This is a genomic window from Gryllotalpicola koreensis, from assembly GCF_039538185.1.
Classification (GTDB): domain Bacteria; phylum Actinomycetota; class Actinomycetes; order Actinomycetales; family Microbacteriaceae; genus Gryllotalpicola; species Gryllotalpicola koreensis.
Window position 1 is genome coordinate 1 of sequence record NZ_BAABBW010000005.1, and the last position, 16845, is coordinate 16845.

16 protein-coding genes are annotated in these 16845 nt (G+C 69.8%); 5 read left to right on the top strand and 11 right to left on the bottom strand.

Features of this window, described 5'->3' with window-relative positions:
• Nucleotides 1-164 precede the first annotated feature (164 nt).
• On the bottom strand, nt 165-1109 hold the full coding sequence (gene thiL, locus ABD708_RS14420; RefSeq protein WP_344755661.1) for a thiamine-phosphate kinase: 945 nt from the start codon (nt 1107-1109) through the stop codon (nt 165-167).
• 27 nt (nt 1110-1136) lie between these two features.
• Here thiL and ABD708_RS14425 point away from each other — a divergent pair, with 27 nt between their 5' ends.
• Nucleotides 1137-1634, top strand: coding sequence for a DUF3515 family protein (locus ABD708_RS14425; protein WP_344755663.1), 498 nt, complete (start codon nt 1137-1139; stop codon nt 1632-1634).
• A gap of 87 nt (nt 1635-1721) precedes the next feature.
• Here ABD708_RS14425 and ABD708_RS14430 read toward each other — a convergent pair whose 3' ends face one another.
• The 7 genes from ABD708_RS14430 to ABD708_RS14460 all read right to left on the bottom strand — a co-directional run bounded on the left by ABD708_RS14430 (nt 1722) and on the right by ABD708_RS14460 (nt 9221).
• Nucleotides 1722-2813 (bottom strand): D-alanine--D-alanine ligase family protein, encoded by a 1092-nt coding sequence (locus tag ABD708_RS14430; protein WP_344755665.1) that lies wholly within the window; start codon nt 2811-2813, stop codon nt 1722-1724.
• Nucleotides 2716-3837 (bottom strand): NAD(P)H-dependent glycerol-3-phosphate dehydrogenase, encoded by a 1122-nt coding sequence (locus ABD708_RS14435; RefSeq protein WP_344755667.1) that lies wholly within the window; start codon nt 3835-3837, stop codon nt 2716-2718. Before ABD708_RS14435 ends, ABD708_RS14430 begins: the two co-directional genes overlap by 98 nt.
• 3 nt (nt 3838-3840) lie before the next feature.
• Nucleotides 3841-4596 (bottom strand): lysophospholipid acyltransferase family protein, encoded by a 756-nt coding sequence (locus ABD708_RS14440; RefSeq protein ID WP_344755669.1) that lies wholly within the window; start codon nt 4594-4596, stop codon nt 3841-3843.
• Between the two features lie 3 nt (nt 4597-4599).
• Nucleotides 4600-5967, bottom strand: a complete 1368-nt coding sequence (gene murA / locus ABD708_RS14445; RefSeq protein WP_344755671.1) for a UDP-N-acetylglucosamine 1-carboxyvinyltransferase — start codon at nt 5965-5967, stop codon at nt 4600-4602.
• A gap of 11 nt (nt 5968-5978) precedes the next feature.
• Nucleotides 5979-6578, bottom strand: coding sequence for a 3-isopropylmalate dehydratase small subunit (leuD, locus tag ABD708_RS14450; protein WP_344755673.1), 600 nt, complete (start codon nt 6576-6578; stop codon nt 5979-5981).
• 2 nt (nt 6579-6580) lie between these two features.
• Entirely contained in the window at nt 6581-8047 is a 1467-nt protein-coding gene (gene leuC, locus ABD708_RS14455; protein WP_344755675.1) for a 3-isopropylmalate dehydratase large subunit, read from the bottom strand.
• 181 nt (nt 8048-8228) lie between these two features.
• Nucleotides 8229-9221 (bottom strand): TerC family protein, encoded by a 993-nt coding sequence (locus ABD708_RS14460; protein WP_344755677.1) that lies wholly within the window; start codon nt 9219-9221, stop codon nt 8229-8231.
• Between the two features lie 176 nt (nt 9222-9397).
• Between ABD708_RS14460 and ABD708_RS14465 the strand changes: the two genes are divergently transcribed.
• Entirely contained in the window at nt 9398-10096 is a 699-nt protein-coding gene (locus ABD708_RS14465) for an alpha/beta fold hydrolase (RefSeq protein ID WP_344755679.1), read from the top strand.
• Nucleotides 10097-10960: 864 nt separating this feature from the next.
• On the top strand, nt 10961-11230 hold the full coding sequence (locus ABD708_RS14470) for a DUF559 domain-containing protein (protein ID WP_344755681.1): 270 nt from the start codon (nt 10961-10963) through the stop codon (nt 11228-11230).
• A gap of 78 nt (nt 11231-11308) precedes the next feature.
• Here ABD708_RS14470 and ABD708_RS14475 read toward each other — a convergent pair whose 3' ends face one another.
• The 3 genes from ABD708_RS14475 to ABD708_RS14485 are packed head-to-tail and all read right to left on the bottom strand — an operon-like array spanning nt 11309 to nt 14540.
• Entirely contained in the window at nt 11309-12670 is a 1362-nt protein-coding gene (locus ABD708_RS14475; RefSeq protein WP_344755683.1) for an NtaA/DmoA family FMN-dependent monooxygenase, read from the bottom strand.
• Nucleotides 12667-13716 carry an LLM class flavin-dependent oxidoreductase gene (locus ABD708_RS14480; RefSeq protein WP_344755685.1) on the bottom strand — a complete coding sequence of 350 codons (1050 nt, stop codon included), beginning with the start codon at nt 13714-13716 and terminating at the stop codon, nt 12667-12669. Before ABD708_RS14480 ends, ABD708_RS14475 begins: the two co-directional genes overlap by 4 nt.
• Complete coding sequence (locus tag ABD708_RS14485) at nt 13713-14540, bottom strand: DUF1684 domain-containing protein (RefSeq protein WP_344755687.1); 828 nt, start codon at nt 14538-14540, stop codon at nt 13713-13715. The genes ABD708_RS14480 and ABD708_RS14485 overlap by 4 nt, the downstream gene beginning before the upstream one ends.
• A gap of 130 nt (nt 14541-14670) precedes the next feature.
• Between ABD708_RS14485 and ABD708_RS14490 the strand changes: the two genes are divergently transcribed.
• A complete protein-coding gene (locus ABD708_RS14490) occupies nt 14671-15624 on the top strand; it encodes a PLP-dependent cysteine synthase family protein (RefSeq protein ID WP_344755689.1) in 954 nt (317 codons plus the stop codon).
• A gap of 47 nt (nt 15625-15671) precedes the next feature.
• On the top strand, nt 15672-16838 hold the full coding sequence (locus ABD708_RS14495) for an ABC transporter substrate-binding protein (protein ID WP_344755691.1): 1167 nt from the start codon (nt 15672-15674) through the stop codon (nt 16836-16838).
• Nucleotides 16839-16845: the final 7 nt, after the last annotated feature.

Genomic DNA, 16845 nt, shown 5'->3' on the forward strand with positions numbered 1-16845 from the left:
AGCGTGGGACACGAAGGCCTCCGGTAGGTGAAGCGGTGAACTAGACAGCTCCACTCCACAACCGGAGGCCTTCCCCTGTCACATCGACTCACCGCCGCACGGCGGGACAACCTCCCCGGACATCACAGCTAAGCGCCAGACGCTACTCGACCGCCGGATACCGGCTACGAGAGCCGGCCGTCCCAGTCCTCGTACGGGTCCCAGCCGCCGAGGCCGGCGAATTCGCGCCCGGCGACCAGCACGCGGCCTGACCCGGCCACGGCGCGACCGATCGCGCGGAACCCGGCGGGCAGCGCGGCGTCCGGCGGGAAGGTCGCGAGCAGCGAGTGGTCCTCTCCCCCACGCAGCTCGTCGTCGCCGAGCGCGTCGAGTTCTAAGTCGACGGCGGATGCCTGGGCCAGGCGCCGCGCGTCGAGCAACAGCCCGTCGCTGAGGTCGAGCATGGCCGTCGCGCCGGCGTCGGCGGCCGCGGTGCCGAGTGCGATCGGCGGCGCGGGCCGCAGCTGGCGCCCCACGGCGTGCGCGTCGCGTCGCAGAGCCTCGTCGCGGCCGTGCTCGAAGAGCAGCCGCAGCCCACGCGCCGCGGGGCCGAGCTCGCCGGCGACCGCGACCACGTCGCCGGGCCGCGCCCCCGAGCGCCGCACGGGAGGGCGGCCCTCGAGGTCGCCGAAGGCGGTCACGGCGATCGTGAACACGTCGGAGGTCGACAGATCGCCGCCGACGACCCCGCAGCCGGGCGCGAGCTCGTCGCACGCGAGCCGCAGCCCGTCGGCGAGCGACTCGAGCACGGCCACCGGCGTGGTCGCGGGTGCTGCGAGTGCGACGACGAGCGCGGTCGGCCGGGCTCCCATCGCCGCGACATCGGAGAGATTGGTGGCCGCGGCTTTCCACCCCAGATCCTCGGGTGTCGAGAACTCCCACCGGAAGTCCGGGCCGTGGACGAGCAGGTCGGTCGTCACGACATAGCGCCCGTCGGGCGCAGCCATGACGGCCGCGTCGTCGCCGGGGCCGAGCAGTGCGGCATCCGATTCGGGCAATCTCGGGAAGATGCGGGAGAGCACCGCGATCTCGCCCACCTCGGCCAGGGTGGACCGCTCAGCTTCCGCCATAGGGTCCACGCTAGCGTTGCGAACGAGATGTCCCGCCTTCGTGTCGCCGCCGCAGCCCTCGCCGCAGCCGCCTTCGCCTCCCTGCTCGCCGGCTGCACGCCGACCGTCGCGATGGATGCCGCGCCGCACGCGAACGACCCGAAGTGCGCCTCGGTCACGGTCGTGCTGCCCGACTCGGTCGCCGGGCAGAAGGAGGACTACACCGACGCGCAGGCGACCGGCGCGTGGGGGAACCCCGTGAAAGTGCAGCTGCGGTGCGGCGTCGCGCCACTCGGCCCGACCACCAAGCCCTGCATCACCGTGGCGAGCGGGCAGGACTCGGTCGACTGGGTTCTCACCAACGACCCCGACGACAAGGTGCTGACCTACGTCACCTACGGCCGCACGCCGGCCGTCGAGGTGACGATCCAGCACGGCACGGGCGGCGTGAGCGACGCGAATGTGCTGCCCGACCTCGCGCAGGCGGTCGCCAGCATCCCGCAGTCCAAGGCGCACAAGTGCGTCGCCGCCGACGACACGCAGTAGCCGACCGAAGGCGCTGCGTCCGAACGGCGCGTCTGCACCCGATGCAGCGGGCACGATTGCGCCGAACGGGCGCAAAAGCGCGGCCCGCTACCCCCGCGCGTCGAGGGCCAGCGCGACGAGCTCGTCGATGAGCGCCGGGTAGGGCAGGCCAGAGGCCTCCCAGCACTTCGGGTACATCGAGATCGGCGTGAAGCCCGGCATGGTGTTGATCTCGTTGATCACCCAGCCGGACTCGGTGAGGAAGAAGTCGACGCGCGACAGCGCCGCTGCGCCGATCGCCTCGAAGGCGCGGATCGCGAGCTCCTGCATCTCGGCGAGCTGCTCCCCCGACAGCGCGGCCGGGGTCACCAGCTCGACGCCGTCGCCGCCGAGGTACTTCCCCTCGAAGTCGTAGAACTCGCGCCCGGTCAGCACGATCTCGCCCGCGACCGAGGCTCGCGGCTTCGCCCCGCCCGCACTGCCGAGCACGGCGATCTCGATCTCACGGCCGACGACGGCCGGCTCGACGAGGGCCCGGGTGTCTTCGGCGAGGGCGGCCTCGACGACGAGGGCGAGGCCTGCGGCATCCGTCGCCTTGCCCACGCCCACGCTGGAACCCGCACGCGCCGGCTTCACGAACACCGGGTAGCCCAGGGCCGACGCGGCGGCATGAACGGATGCCGGGTCGTCGGCCCACTGCCGGCGCGAGATCGTCGCCCACGGCGCGACGGGAAGCCCCGACTGCACGAACACCGTCTTCATGAAGTGCTTGTCCATGCCGAGCGCGCTCGCGAGCACGCCGGAGCCCACCACGGGCAGGTCGACGAGCTCGAGCATGCCCTGCACGGTGCCGTCCTCGCCCCAGAGACCGTGCAGGATCGGGAAGACGGCGTCGACGTGCACGCCGCGCACCTCTCCGGAGGCCGAGGTGATCGTCAACTCGTGCGAGACCGCGTCACGAGGCCACTCCACGCGGCTGCCGTCGTCGCGCACCTCGGGCATCCGCCCCTCGCCCATGAAATAGTCGGCCGGGTCGGTCGAGCCGAGCACGTAGCCGCCGTCGCGCGTGATGCCGACCGGGATGATCTCGTACTTCTCGGGGTCAAGCGCCCCCAGCACCCCGCCCGCCGTCGCCACCGAGACCGAATGCTCGCTTGAGCGCCCGCCGAAGAGCAGAGCCAGTGCGAGCTTGTCCGTCATCTGTGGTCCTTTCGCCCGTGGGCGTGTCGTCGGTGGTGAGGTGGGGCGCGATGTCCTGCGGTTTGAGGGTACCGGCCAGCACCTGGTGCACCTGCTCGACGATGGGCATCTCGACGCCGCGGGCACGGGCGAGGGCGAGGATCGGCGCGACCGACGCGAGCCCCTCGGCCGTCTGGTTCATCTGCCGCACGACCTCGTGCAGCGCATAGCCCTGGCCGAGCAGGCGCCCGGCGGTGTTGTTGCGCGACAGCGGCGACTGGCAGGTCGCGATCAGGTCGCCGAGTCCGGCGAGACCCGACAGCGTGTCGGGGTGGCCGCCGTGCGCGACGGCGAAGTCGGTCATCTCGACGAGCCCGCGCGTGATGATCGAGGCCTTCGTGTTCTCGCCGTAGCCGACGCCGTCGACGATGCCGATCGCGACCGCGATGAGGTTCTTGAGCACGCCGCCGAACTCGGTGCCGACGACGTCGGTGTTCACGAAGCTGCGGAAGTAGCGGTTCGTCGCCGCGATCGCAACGGCCTGGGCCGTCTCGAGGCTGACCGAGCTCACGACCGCGGCGGTGGGCTGCTCCTTGGCGATCTCGAGGGCGAGATTGGGGCCGGATGCCACGGCGATGCGTTCTTCGTCGAGCTCGAGCACCTCGGCGATGACCTCGCTCATGCGCCGATTGCTCGACTTCTCGATGCCCTTCATGAGGCTGACGACCGGGATCTCCCCCGGCAGCATCGGCTTCAGCGCCCGCAGGTTCTCGCGCAGCGTCTGGCTGGGCACGGCGAGGTAGAGCTGTTCTGCGCCGCGCAGGGCATCGTGCAGGCTGCTCGTCGCCATGATCGCGCGGGGCAGGTTGACGCCGCGCAAGTATTGCGTGTTGCGATGCGTCTCGCGGATCTCGCGGGCGATCTCGGGGCGCCTCGCCCACATCGTCACCTCGGAGCCGCCGTCGGCGAGCACCTTGGCGAACGCGGTCCCCCAACTGCCGGCGCCGACGACGGTCACGCGCCGTGCGGGCTTCTTCGGCGGCATCCGTCACCCCCGCTCGTGATAGCGGCCGGTCTCGGCCTGCCCCTGCCGCGCCGGGTCCCAGCGGCCCGCCGGGGCTTTCTCGCCGCGCAGCGTCTCGAGCTGCTGCGTGATCGCCGCCATGATCTTCTCGGTGGCGGCGGCGAGCAGGTGCTGGTCGATCGGCTTGCCCTCGAACTCGGAGAGGTCCACGGGCTCGCCGATGGCGAAGTCGATCGGATGCCTGCGGAACAGGTTCACCTTCTTGCCGTAGCGCGCCATGAGCGCCTGCGTGCCCCAGTGCGCGACCGGGATGACGGGGATGCCCTGCTCGAGCGCGATCCGCGCCGCGCCCGTCTTGCCGCGCATGGGCCACATGTCGGGCTCGCGGGTGAGCGTGCCCTCTGGGTAGACGACCACGATGCGCTGCTTCTCGACGAGCGAGCGGGCGCCGGCGAACGGCGACGGCGCGTGTGCCGCGGCGACCGCCGTGCGCTCCACGGGCACCTGGCCGCTGCGGCGCAGGAACCACCCGACGATCGGCACCTTGAACAGGCTCGCCTTCGCGAGGAAGCTGGGGATGCGGCCCGCGCGGTACAGCATCATGCCCACGATCACGGGGTCGATCTCGCTGTAGTGGTTCGGGGCGATGACGTAGGCGCCCTGCGCGGGAATCCGCTCGGGGTGCGCGACGCGGAACTTGACGCTTCCGCCGAGCAGGCCGAAGCAGATCCAGGCCATCGGCCAGAAGACGGTCGGCCGACTGGTCTCTTTGCGCGCCACCCCTTACGCCTCGAGCACGAAGTCGGCGCCCAGGGCGCGCAGCTTCTCGATGAAGTTCTCGTAGCCGCGGGCGATGATGCCGACGTTGCTCACCGTCGAGGCGCCGTCCGCCGACAGCGCCGCGATCAGGTGGCTGAAGCCGCCGCGCAGGTCGGGCACGACGACGTCGGCCGCGTGCAACTCGGTGGGGCCGACGATGACAGCCGAGTGGTTGAAGTTGCGCTGGCCGAAGCGGCACTCGGCGCCGCCGAGGCACTCGCGGTGCAGCTGGATCTGCGCCCCCATGTCGACGAGCGCGTCGGTGAAGCCGAAGCGCTGCTCGTACACCGTCTCGTGCACGATGGACACGCCCTCGGCCTTCGTGAGGGCCACCACGAGGGGCTGCTGCCAGTCGGTCATGAAGCCCGGGTGGACATCCGTCTCGATGATGACCGGCTTGAGCTTGCCACCGGGGTGGAAGAAGCGGATGCCGTCGTCCTGGATCTCGAACGCGCCCCCGACCTTGCGGAAGACGTTGAGGAAGGTCAGCATCTCGGACTGGCGCGCGCCGCCGACGAAGATGTCGCCATTGGTCGCGAGCGCCGCGGCGGCCCAGCTGGCGGCCTCGTTGCGGTCGAAGAGCGCCGTGTGCTTGTAGCCCTCGAGGCGCTCGACGCCCTCGATGCGGATCACGCGGTCGGTGTCGACCGAGATGATGGCGCCCATCTTCTGCAGGATGTTGATGAGGTCCATGATCTCGGGCTCGACGGCGGCGCCGCGCAGCTCGGTCGTGCCCTCGGCGCGCACCGCGGTGAGCAGTACCTGCTCGGTCGCCCCCACGCTCGGGTAGGCCAGCTCGATCTTCGCGCCCTTGAGCCCATTGGGTGCCGTGAGACGGATGCCCTGGGGCTGCTTGTCGACGACCGCGCCGAAACGGCGCAGGCTCTCGAGGTGGAAGTCGATCGGACGGTCGCCGATGCGGCAGCCGCCGAGGTCGGGGATGAACGCCTCGCCGAGCCGGTGCAGCAACGGGCCGCAGAACAGGATCGGGATGCGGCTCGAGCCGGCATACGCGTCGATGACCTCGAAGTGCGCGCTCTCGACGTTGGAGGGGTCGAGCATCAGCGTGTCCGCGCCGACGCTCGAGACCTTGACGCCGTGCACCTCGAGCAGGCCCTTGACGACGCGCACGTCGCTGATCTCGGGAACGCTGCGCAGCTCGCTCGGCGTCTCGCCGAGCAGCGACGCGACCATCGCCTTGGTGACCAGGTTCTTCGCGCCCTTGAGCTCGATGCGCCCCACGAGCGGCTTGCCGCCGTTGATGGTGATGCGATCGGCCGTGAGGCCGACGCTCGCGCCTGCCGCCTGAGCGTCTTCGAGGAGTGTGTTCACGTGACCTCCGATTAGGCCTTCACGGGGAGAGTCTTGGGCAGCCAGGCTTCGCGGCGACCTTCGAACTCGGTGATCTTGGCCTCGTTTCTCAGGGTCAGCCCGATGTCGTCGAGCCCCTCCATGAGGCGCCATCGAGTGTAATCGTCGATGTCGAAAGCCACGGTCAGCTCGCCCGCGCGCACCTGGCGTGTCTCGAGGTCGACGGTGAGCTGCACCCCCGGCTCGGCGTCGATGACGGCCCAGAGCTTCTCGATGTCGGCCTCGGCGACGACCCCGGTGAGCAGTCCCTGCTTGCCCGAGTTGCCGCGGAAGATGTCGCCGAAGCGCGGTGCGAGGACGACCTTGAAGCCGAAGTCGCGCAGCGCCCACACGGCGTGCTCGCGCGACGATCCGATGCCGAAGTCCGTGCCGGCGACGAGGATCTCGGCGTTCCGGAACGGCTCCTGGTTGAGCACGAACTCCGGGTCCTGGCGCCAAGAATAGAACAGCGCGTCGTCGAAGCCGGTCTTGGTGACCCGCTTGAGGAACACGGCAGGGATGATCTGGTCGGTGTCGACGTTCGTGCGCTTCAGCGGCGCGGCGACGCCCGTGACGGTGGTCAGCTTCTCCATGATCAGGCACCCACCTTCTCGTCGTCGGAAGCCGTGGCCCCGGCATCCGTCTCTCCCGCTTGCTCGAGATCCCACGGACTCGAGAGCGTGCCCCTGATCGCGGTCGCAGCGGCGACCACCGGCGACACCAGGTGGGTGCGGCCGCCCTTGCCCTGGCGGCCCTCGAAGTTGCGGTTGCTCGTCGAGGCGCAGCGCTCGCCCGGGGCGAGCTGGTCGGGATTCATGCCGAGGCACATGGAGCAGCCGGCGAAGCGCCACTCGGCCCCGAACTCCTCGAACACCTTGTCGAGCCCCTCGGCCTCGGCCTCGATGCGCACGCGGGCCGAGCCCGGCACGACCATCACGCGCACGCCCTCCGCCTTCTTCTTGCCCTTCACGATGGAGGCGAAGGCGCGCAGGTCCTCGATGCGGCTGTTCGTGCAGGAGCCCATGAACACGGCATCCACCTTGATGTCCTTCATCGGCGTGCCGGCGGTGAGATCCATGTATTCGAGCGCGCGCTGCGCGGTCGCGCGCTCGTTCGCGTCGGCGATGGTCTCAGGATCGGGCACGGATGCCGAGAGCGAGACGCCCTGGCCCGGGTTCGTGCCCCAGGTGACGAACGGCTCGAGGCTGTCGGCGTCGATGTCGACCTCGGCGTCGAAGACGGCGCCCTCGTCGGTCGCGAGCGTCTTCCAGTAGGCGACCGCGGCGTCCCAATCGGCGCCGTGCGGGGCGTGCGGGCGGCCCTTCAGGTAGTCGAAGGTGGTCTGGTCGGGAGCGACCATGCCGGCGCGCGCGCCCGCCTCGATCGACATGTTGCAGATCGTCATGCGGCCCTCCATGGAGAGGGAGCGGATGGCGCTGCCGCGGTACTCCAGGACGTAGCCCTGGCCGCCACCCGTGCCGATCTTCGCGATGACCGCCAGGATGATGTCCTTCGCGGTCACGCCCGGGCGCAGCGTGCCCTCAACGTTGATCGCCATGGTCTTGAACGGCTTCAGCGGCAGGGTCTGGGTGGCGAGCACATGCTCGACCTCGCTCGTGCCGATGCCGAAGGCCATCGCACCGAAGGCGCCATGGGTGCTCGTATGGCTGTCGCCGCAGACGACCGTGATGCCCGGCATGGTGAGGCCGAGCTGCGGGCCGACGACGTGCACGATGCCCTGCTCGAGATCGCCGAGGGAGTGCAGACGGATGCCGAACTCCGCCGCGTTCTTGCGGAGCGTCTCGATCTGGGTGCGGCTCGTGAGGTCGGCGATCGGCTGGTCGATGCCGATGGTCGGGGTGTTGTGGTCTTCGGTGGCGATCGTGAGATCGGGCCGGCGGACCGGCCGGCCCGCCTGGCGCAGACCGTCGAACGCCTGCGGGCTGGTCACCTCGTGCACGAGGTGGAGGTCGATGTAGATCAGGTCCGGCTCGCCGTTGTCACCTTTGACAACCAGGTGGTCTTCCCAGACCTTCTCAGCCAGCGTTTTGGGGGTGCTCATTGCTTCGTGCTCCTTGGTTCCTGCGGGTTCAGCCCAACACAAGACTCCGCGACGGGAGAGGCCGTAGAAACTAGGCCCCGTCGCGGCAGCTAAGGCGGCCCGCCCGGGCGACGCCACGCGCGCCGCCGAAGCGGCGGCGCTCAAGGAGGAAGAGCTGCGCAGCCAGCATGATGTGAGGCTATCACCCCCTGTCGCGCGTCATCCGCAGGCGCACGAGGCTCGCGCCGGTGGCGAGCGCCATGGTCACGACGATGACGGCGAGCGAGGTCAGGGTCGAGAACTCGGGCGCCCACTCGATTCCGTGTCCGCCGTTGATGAACGGGACCTCGTTCTCGTGCATCGCGTGGAAGACCAGCTTGACGCCGATGAACGCGAGGATCACGGCGATGCCGTACTTGAGGTACTCGAGCTTCGTGAGCAGATGGCCGAGCAGGAAGTACAGCTGCCGGAGACCCATGAGCGCGAACACGTTCGCGGAGAAGACGAGGAACGGGCTCTGGGTGATGCCGAAGATCGCCGGGATCGAGTCGAGGGCGAAGAGCAGGTCGGTCGTGCCGAGCGAGATGAAGACGAGCACGAGCGGGGTCAGCACCCGTCGGCCGTCGACCACCGTGTGCAGCTTGTTGCCGTTGAACTCGTTGCCGATGCGCAGGTGGCGCTTCAGATAGCGGGCGACCGGCCCCTCGGCATCCCCGGTGTCCTCGTCCTCGTCGTCCTTCTCGAACGCCTGTCGGATCGCCGTATAGAGGAGGAAGGCGCCGAAGAAGTAGAAGATCCAGCCGAAGGTGGCGATGAGGCCGGCGCCCAGGATGATGAAGACGCCACGGAAGATGAGGGCGAAGATGATGCCGACCATCAATGCCTCCTGCTGGTACTTCGGCGGCACCGCGAAGCGGCTCATGATCAGCACGAAGACGAACAGGTTGTCGATCGAGAGGGAGTACTCGGTGAGCCAGCCGGCGAGGAACTGGCCGGCGTGCTCGCCGCCCCCGACGAGGTAGAGCGCGACGGCGAAGATCAGGGCGAGGGTGACGTAGAAGCCGATCCAGAGGGCGCTCTCGCGCGGGCTCGGCACGTGCGGCCGCTTGTACGCCAGGATCAGGTCGCCGATGAGGATCGCGAACAGCACCGCGTAGGAGCCGAGCTCGAACCAGAGCGGGAAATCGAGATGCATGTGCGAGGCCTTTCGGGGTCGTTGGAACGGCTCCGAAAGTCTCTCCCGCACCTCGTGGCGAGGTGCCGCCACGGCCGGGGCTCAGTGCCCGTGGTGACGACCGCGACGTTTCAGGGATACTCCCCTTCGACTGCTTCAGGATATGCGATGTCGGCTGTGCGGCTTACCGTGGGCGCATGGATGTCATCATGCTTCCCGGATTCTGGCTCGGCGGTTCCTCCTGGCGCGACGTGGCGCCGATCGTCGCGAAGGCGGGGCACTCGGTGCACCCGATCACCCTGCCCGGCCTCGAGTCGGTTTCGACCCCGCGCGCCGGTGTCACGCTGCAGACGCAGATCGATGCGGCCATCGCCGAGATCGACGCGGCGAGCGGGCCTGTCGCCCTGGTCGCGCACTCCGGAGCGTCGTCGATCGCGGGCGGCGCCCTCGACGCCCGGCCCGACCGGGTCGTGCGGGTCATCGAGGTCGACACCTTCCCCGTGCCCGAACGGCCGGTGAGCGAGCCGGAGTTCCCCGTCGAAGGCGACGGCGTGCCCCTTCCCGACTGGTCGGCGTTCGGTGAGGCCGAGGTGAAGGACCTGACGCCCGAACTGCGCGACGAGATCCGCGCGGGCGCCGTGCCTGAGCCCGCGCATGTGCTGACCGACCCGATCGAGCTGCGCGACGACCGCCGGCACGACGTGCCGCTGACGATGATCTGCACGGCGTTCCCCGCGGCCGAGTACCGGCCCCTGCTCGATGAGGGGCACCCGTGGATGTCCGAGCTCGCGAAGTTCCGTGACGTGACCTGGGTCGACATCGACACGGGCCACTGGCCTCAGTTCACGAAGCCGGTCGAGCTCGGCGAGGCGATCGCGGCGGCGCTGGCGAGCTGAGCCCGCCAACGCGCCGCGGGCGCGGCATGTCGTCGAGAAGTGCCGGGATGTCGTCTGGGTTCGATGGAGACGACATCGCCGCACTTCTCGACGTCGCAGTGAGGTGCCAGCAGGGCACCGAGCACGCGCTCTTTGCGTACACAGCCGTGAGATGAGGCGAGCTGTCCACGATTCCGAGCTCGGCGCCCCACGGCGCATGACCAGCTCGCGACACACTCAGCGACATGAGCCGCCCAGAGCCCCTGCCCGAGCACCTTGCCTCCGGCCCGTTCACCGTTTCGGAAGCCGACGCAGCCCCGCTGACGCGCGGCCGCCTGCGCTCATCCGACCTCGCCGCCCCCTTCAAGGGGATCCGACTGCCGCGAGCCCTGCTCGAGAACGCCGAGCCCGACAAGCAGCTCACACTGCTGTGCGACGCCTACCAGAAGCAGATGCCCCGGAACTGGTTCTTCAGCGGACCGACCGCCGCACGCATCATGGGCGTGCCTCTGCCCAGTCGACTCGAAAACGTCGAAGTGCACGTCACCGCCGTGGGCGCGTTCGCGCCGCGCGGCAGGTACGTCATCGGCCACACGACGCGCTCTGCGGAGACGAGTTGGTTCGAGCGCAAACGGGTCCGCGTTCCCCACCAGGTGTTCTGCGAGCTGGCATCCGTCTTGGAACTCGACGAGCTGATCGCGGCCGGTGATCGGATGCTGTGCGACAAACCCTACCTGCTCGCCACGCGCCGCCATCTCGAGGGCGCCGTGGCCGCGCACGACTCAGGGCGGGGCGCGGAAGCTGCGCGAGGCGCTGCCGCAGCTCAGAGAGGATGTCTGGTCCCCGCGCGAGACCTGGGTACGGCTGGTCCTCCTGCGGGCCGGGATGCCGGAGCCCGCGCGCAATCGCCGGATCTACGGACCAGACGGCAGGCTCGTCGCGATCGGCGACCTTGTCTACGAGAAGCTGAAGATCGTCATCGAGTACGAGGGTGAGCGCTGGCACAAGGACCCGTGGTCCGTCATCGACGTCGACCGCTACAACAAGCTGGTCCTGCTCGGCTGGTCGATCATCAGGGTGCGCAAGCACCACACTGCCGCCGACGTCGAGCGCATGGTCGGCGAGGCGCTTGCCCTCCGCGGGTGGCGCGGTTGACGGATGCTGCGGCGAGCAGTGCCGGGATGTCGCCTGGGTTCGATGCAGACGACATCGCCGCACTTCTCGGTGGGCAGCTCAGACCAGGTCGAAGGAAGGCGCCTGGTGGGGGGTGCCCTGCGCGCCCCGGCGCGTGAGCGGTGGGCGCAGGCCCAGGTGTTCGCGCAGGGTGTCGCCGCGGTACTCCGTGGGGTAGACGCCGCGCTCCTGCAGCTCGGGCACGAGGTGGTTGACGATGTCATCGAGGCCGGAGGGGATCAGGTACGGCGAGACGTTGAAGCCGTCCACGACGTGCTCGTCGGCGTAGCGCGCCAGCAGGTCGGCGACCGTCTGGTAGCTGCCGATGATGCCGCCCTCGAGGCGTCCGCCGACCTTGAACACGAACTCTCGGATGGAGAGGTTCTCGGCTGCGGCCTGCTCGCGCCAGGCATCCGCGGTCTCCTTCGTCTTCTTCGCACGGAAGCCGGCGCCGCGCGTCTCGCCCGTGACCTCGACGACGGGGTCGATGTCGGGCAGAGGCCCGTCGGGGTCATAGGCGGCGAGCGACGTTCCCCAGATGTTCTCGAGGAACGCGATCGCCGTCGCGGGGGTGATCTGCTGCTCGCGCACCCAGAGGGCCTTCTCGCGTGCCTCGACGTCGGTCTCGGCGAGCACGAACTGCTGGCCCGGGAAGATCTTGAGGTCGTCGGCAGGGCGTCCGGCGAGCACGGTGCGGCGGCGGATGTCCTCCGCGAACGCCTTCGCCGGCTCGAACAGCCCGTGCGCGCTGAAGATCACCTCGGCGCTGCGGGCGGCAAAGTCGCGCCCCTCGTCGGAGTCGCCTGCCTGGAAGAGCACCGGGTGCTCCTGCGGGCTGGGCGGCAGACGGCCGAGCCCGCGCACGTCGAAGGCGCCAAAGTCGCGCGCGACCAGGTGGGCGTGGTCGTCGGCATCCCATGAGTCCCACACGGCGCGCACGGTCTCGACGACCTGCTCGGCGTGCGTGTAGCGGTCGGCATGGTCGAGGTAGCCGCCGCGGCGGAAGTTCGCCCCCGTCCAGGCGTTGTCCGTCGTCACGATGTTCCACGCCGCGCGGCCGCCGGAGAGCAGGTCGAGGCTCTGCAGCCGGTGGGCGAGGTCGAAGGGGTCGTTGTAGGTCGCGTTCTGCGTCGCGACCAGCCCGATCTTCGAGGTGACCGCGGCAAGGGCCGCGAGCTGCGTCTGGGCGTCGGGGCGGCCGGCGACATCGAGGTCGTGCAGCTTGCCGAGGTGCTCGCGCAGGCGCAGGCCCTCCCCCAGGAAGAACGCCGCGAACAGGCCGCGCTCGGCGGTCTGCGCGACGCGTCGGAACGACTCGAAGTCGGTCTGCGAGCCGCTCTTCGGGTCGGTCCAGATGGTCGAGAAGTTGACGCCCTGGAAGAAGACGCCGAACTGGATCTGATTGCGGATGGGCGCGCTCATGCGGATGCCTTCGTTGCGTAGCGGTTGACGGATGCCGGCAGCCCGATGCTCTCGCGCAGGGTCGTGCCGATGGCAGGCGGGGTGTGGATGCCCCGGCGGCGCAGCTCGGGCAGCACGGCGCGGCCGAGCTCCTCAAGATCCTCAGACAGCACTGCCGGGTGCAGGCGCACGCCGTCGAACAGATCGGCCAGCTCGCCGAGCAGCTCGACGAGACCCGCCGCGTCGCCGACGTAGCGGCCGAAGCCCTCGCGCGCCCACGGCTCGAGCTCGTCGAGGCGCTCGATGCGCTCGGCACCGCTCAGCCCGGCCCGGTCGAGGGCGACCTCGAGCTCGAGCCACACGAGCGCCGCACCCGACTCGCGGGCCGCGGCCACCGCCGTCTGCGCACTCGAGGTGAGCAGGGCGACGTCGCCGACGACGCCCGATGCGGAATCCGTGAACACCGGAAGCTGGCCCTGCGGCGGCCGCGGGATGATGCTCGGGCCCTTCACCGAGAAGCTCTTGCCCTCGAAGTCGATGTGGTGCACCTTCTCGCGGTCGAGGTAGCGCCAGGTGGTCGTGTCGCGGATGACGGCATCGTCCTCCCAGCTGTCCCAGAGGCGGCGGGCGACCTCGACGGCGTCGCGTGCGACGCCCGCGGCGCGCTCGGGGCCGACGGCCTCACGGCCGTACTCGACGGCGATGCGGGGGTCGGCGTCGACGCCGACGATCCAGCCGGCGCGGCCGTAGGAGGCGTAGTCGACGGTGGCGAGCTGCGTCGCGACGTGGAACGGCTCGGAGTACACCGAGTGCGCGACCGGGATGAGGCCGAGGGCTCCCGTGAGCGGCGCGGCGAACGAGGCGCGCTGAATGGCGTCGATGCGGGTGCTGAGCGGCGAGTCGGCGAAGGTCGCCGCCGTGAAGCCGGCCCGCTCGGCCTCGCGCACGTGGGCCGCGACCGGCGCGGCCGTGAGCAGTTCGTGCGGGCCGAGGCCGGCCGCGCGCGCGGCGGCGGGATGTGAGCCTGCGCCGTCGAGCTCGACGGCGAGGGCGAAGGGGCGGGTCATCGCTCGGTCTCCTTCACCGGCGTCTTCTCGCCCGCCTCGACCGCGGCGCCGAGGCGGTTCTCGGCGGGCGGCAGCGGGCAGGTCGCGAACGGAGTGTACGCACACGGCAGGTTGGTCGCGCGATTGAAGTCGAGGCGCACGCGGCCGTCGGCGTCAGGCTCCGCGAGGTTGAGACTGCGGTTCGCGGCATAGGTCGTGACGCCGCTCGTCAGGTCGGTGAACAGCACATGCAGGCCGCCGCCGTGCCCGTTGAACGCGAGCAGCGAGCGCGGTCCGTCGAGCTCGAACGAGATCGTGCCGACCGCGTCGTACACGTGCTGCAGCCCGTCGACCACCGAGCCGACGGTCACGGGCCGCGGCTCGGCGAAGGCCTCGAAACGGCCGTCGATCACGAAGCGGGGGTCGGGCTCGTAGGCATCCGTGCCCTGATAGGCGGAGCGGATCGGGGCGTTCGGATGCCGCGGGCGGATGATGTCGTTCCCACCCCTGCGGGCGATCTCGACCGCCGCGCGCCCCTCCGGCGCCTCCCAGTAGGCGAACCAGCTGGCCCGCTCGGGCAGGTGGCCGAAGACGTGCCGGCCGATCAGGGTCGCGCCCTCGAACTCGAGGCTCTCCCCTGCGGCGAGCGCGACGACGATCCCCTCGTCTCCCACCGACCAGGAGCCGGGCACGTCGTCGAAGCGCTCGGGACCGGCGGTCAGCCAGCGGATGCTCGTGATGGCGAGGAATCCGTGCTCACTCGCGCGGTTCTTCTCATGGGCCGCGTGCCATGCGCGCCACTCTGCAGCGAAGTCGGTCGGCGTCTCGGTCAGGATCGTGCTCATGCGGCGACGCTATGGCGGGTGGCGCAAGGGATGCCACGCGACGGGCGCCGTGTGACGAACCGTGTCATTTCCTTACGCGGAATTGCTCGAGGGGTGCGGCGCGGCTCGGGCGCTGATTTCATCCGGAGCCATGCCGAACATTCACCACGACATCACCGAGCTGATCGAAAACACTCCGCTCATCGAGCTCGGCAAGTACACCGAGACGCGCGGCCTCGCGGGCCGCATCGTCGCCAAGGTCGAGTACTTCAACCCCGCGGGGAGCGTGAAGGACCGCGCGGCGCACGCGATCATCCGCCAAGGCGAGGTCTCGGAGCAGCTCAAGCCGGGCGGCACCATCGTCGACATCACGAGCGGCAACACGGGCATCGCGCTCGCGGCGCTCGCCGCCCGGCTCGGCTACCGCACCAAGTTCTACCTGAGCGACAACATCAGCCCCGACAAGATCACGCTGCTCGAGGCGTACGGCGCCGAGCTGGTGAAGGTGCCGAACAGCGAGTTCGCCGACCCGGCCTTCCTGCCCGTGTTCCTCGAGAAGATCGCCGCGGACAACCCCGATGCGTTCTTCGCGAACCAGCTCGGCAACCCGGCGAACCCGCAGGTGCACTACGAGACGACCGGCCCCGAGATCTGGCGCGACACCGACGGCGAGGTCGCGGCGATCGTCGGCGGGGTCGGCACGGGCGGCACCATCTCGGGCTCCGGCCGGTTCCTCAAGGAGCAGAACCCCGCGGTGTTCGTCGCCGTCGCCGAGCCAGGCCTCGGCTCGCTGCCGACGCCCGAGAACCCCTACCCCGCCGAGATCGACGGCGTGCACAAGGTGACCGAGGTCGAGGCCGAGTTCCTGCCGGGGAACTACGACCTGACGATCGCCGACGAGGTGATCGCGCTCGAGACCGCCCAAGCACGCGAGACCGCACGCGCTCTCGCCCGCGAGGAGGGGCTGCTCGTCGGCACCTCGAGTGGCGCGATCGTCTACGCGGCCACGCAGCTCGCCGCCCGGCCGGAGTTCGCGGGCCGCATCATCGTCGCCGTGCTGCCGGACACCGGCGAGCGCTACCTGTCGGCCGGCACCTTCGGCTGAGCAGCACCCACCCCCATCACGCACACCACCCCACACCGAGGAACATCATGAGCGACAACACGCCCGCATCCCCCGACTCGGCACCCGAGCCCGAGGACCAGAACGTCCTGCCCAGCGGGGCGCGCATCGAGAACACCGCGGCCGACGACCCGGATGCCCCGAAGAAGGTCTCCCGTCGCGGCCTGCTGACCGGCGTCGGCATCGGCGCCGCCGTCGTCCTGGCCGGCGGCCTGGGCGGCTGGGCCTTCATCGCCAGCCAGCCCAAGAAGACGGCGAACGGCCTCGCCGTCACGACGTCATGGGCCGACAAGGAGATCAAGATCACGAGCCCGAGCGGCGTCTGCGAGGCCCCGCTCGTCGTGGCCTACGAGAAGGGCTTCTTCGACAAGGCCGGCCTCAACGTCAAACTGCTCAAGACCGGTGACGGCGAGAACGTCGTCGAGGCGGTCGGCTCGGGCAAGTACACGGCCTCGAACGGCATCTTCTTCAACTACCTCGACCCGATCTACAACGGCACGCCCGTGAAGCTGTCGGGCGGCCTGCACTACGGCTGCCTCGACCTGTACGTGAAGTCGGACGGCGACATCACGAAGGTCGCCGACCTCAAGGGCAAGAAGATCGGCGTGACGAGCCTGCAGGGCTCGTCGACGAACTTCTTCTCGCTCGACCTGCTCGACGCGGGCATCAACTCGAGCCCGGAGGCCAAGCAGGTCGAGTGGGTCGTCATCACCGACCAGACCCTGCTGCCGCAGGCTCTCAAGGACGGCAAGGTCGACGCGATCGCGACGGCGGGCGGATTCCTGCCGATCATCCAGGCCGTCAAGGACGGCTGGGCCACCGAGATCTCGAACAACCGCAACCTGAGCAAGAACGCCGACGAGCCGTGCTGCGCCGTCGTGCTGAACAACACCTTCGTCTCGCAGGACCCGGTCACCGCCGCGAAGCTCGTCACCGCCTGGGCGCAGGGCTCGCGCTGGGCCGGCGCGAACCTCGAGGCGACGGCCGAGCTCGAGTCGGGCAAGTACGTCGCGGGGAAGCCGGAGGAGATCCTGCCGGTGCTCAAGACGCTGACCTTCAGGCCCTCGCCGAAGAACCTGCACAAGGTGCTCGAGCCGGGCATCGAGAAGTACATCAAGACCGGCTTCCTGCCGAAGTCGACGAACGCGAAGGCCCTCGCGGACAAGGCGTTCGTGGACCTCGGCCTGAACTTCTGAGACGAGC

Bases quoted from the DNA above. Each gene is read 5' to 3' on its own strand.
- ABD708_RS14460 (WP_344755677.1), bottom strand. From the start codon at position 9,221: ATGCATCTCGATTTCCCGCTCTGGTTCGAGCTCGGCTCCTACGCGGTG.
- leuD (WP_344755673.1), bottom strand. From the start codon at position 6,578: ATGGAGAAGCTGACCACCGTCACGGGCGTCGCCGCGCCGCTGAAGCGC.
- ABD708_RS14495 (WP_344755691.1), top strand. From the start codon at position 15,672: ATGAGCGACAACACGCCCGCATCCCCCGACTCGGCACCCGAGCCCGAG.
- ABD708_RS14425 (WP_344755663.1), top strand. From the start codon at position 1,137: ATGTCCCGCCTTCGTGTCGCCGCCGCAGCCCTCGCCGCAGCCGCCTTC.
- ABD708_RS14435 (WP_344755667.1), bottom strand. From the start codon at position 3,837: ATGCCGCCGAAGAAGCCCGCACGGCGCGTGACCGTCGTCGGCGCCGGC.
- ABD708_RS14465 (WP_344755679.1), top strand. From the start codon at position 9,398: ATGGATGTCATCATGCTTCCCGGATTCTGGCTCGGCGGTTCCTCCTGG.
- ABD708_RS14490 (WP_344755689.1), top strand. From the start codon at position 14,671: ATGCCGAACATTCACCACGACATCACCGAGCTGATCGAAAACACTCCG.
- leuC (WP_344755675.1), bottom strand. From the start codon at position 8,047: ATGAGCACCCCCAAAACGCTGGCTGAGAAGGTCTGGGAAGACCACCTG.
- ABD708_RS14485 (WP_344755687.1), bottom strand. From the start codon at position 14,540: ATGAGCACGATCCTGACCGAGACGCCGACCGACTTCGCTGCAGAGTGG.
- ABD708_RS14470 (WP_344755681.1), top strand. From the start codon at position 10,961: ATGCCGGAGCCCGCGCGCAATCGCCGGATCTACGGACCAGACGGCAGG.
- ABD708_RS14480 (WP_344755685.1), bottom strand. From the start codon at position 13,716: ATGACCCGCCCCTTCGCCCTCGCCGTCGAGCTCGACGGCGCAGGCTCA.
- ABD708_RS14475 (WP_344755683.1), bottom strand. From the start codon at position 12,670: ATGAGCGCGCCCATCCGCAATCAGATCCAGTTCGGCGTCTTCTTCCAG.
- ABD708_RS14430 (WP_344755665.1), bottom strand. From the start codon at position 2,813: ATGACGGACAAGCTCGCACTGGCTCTGCTCTTCGGCGGGCGCTCAAGC.
- thiL (WP_344755661.1), bottom strand. From the start codon at position 1,109: ATGGCGGAAGCTGAGCGGTCCACCCTGGCCGAGGTGGGCGAGATCGCG.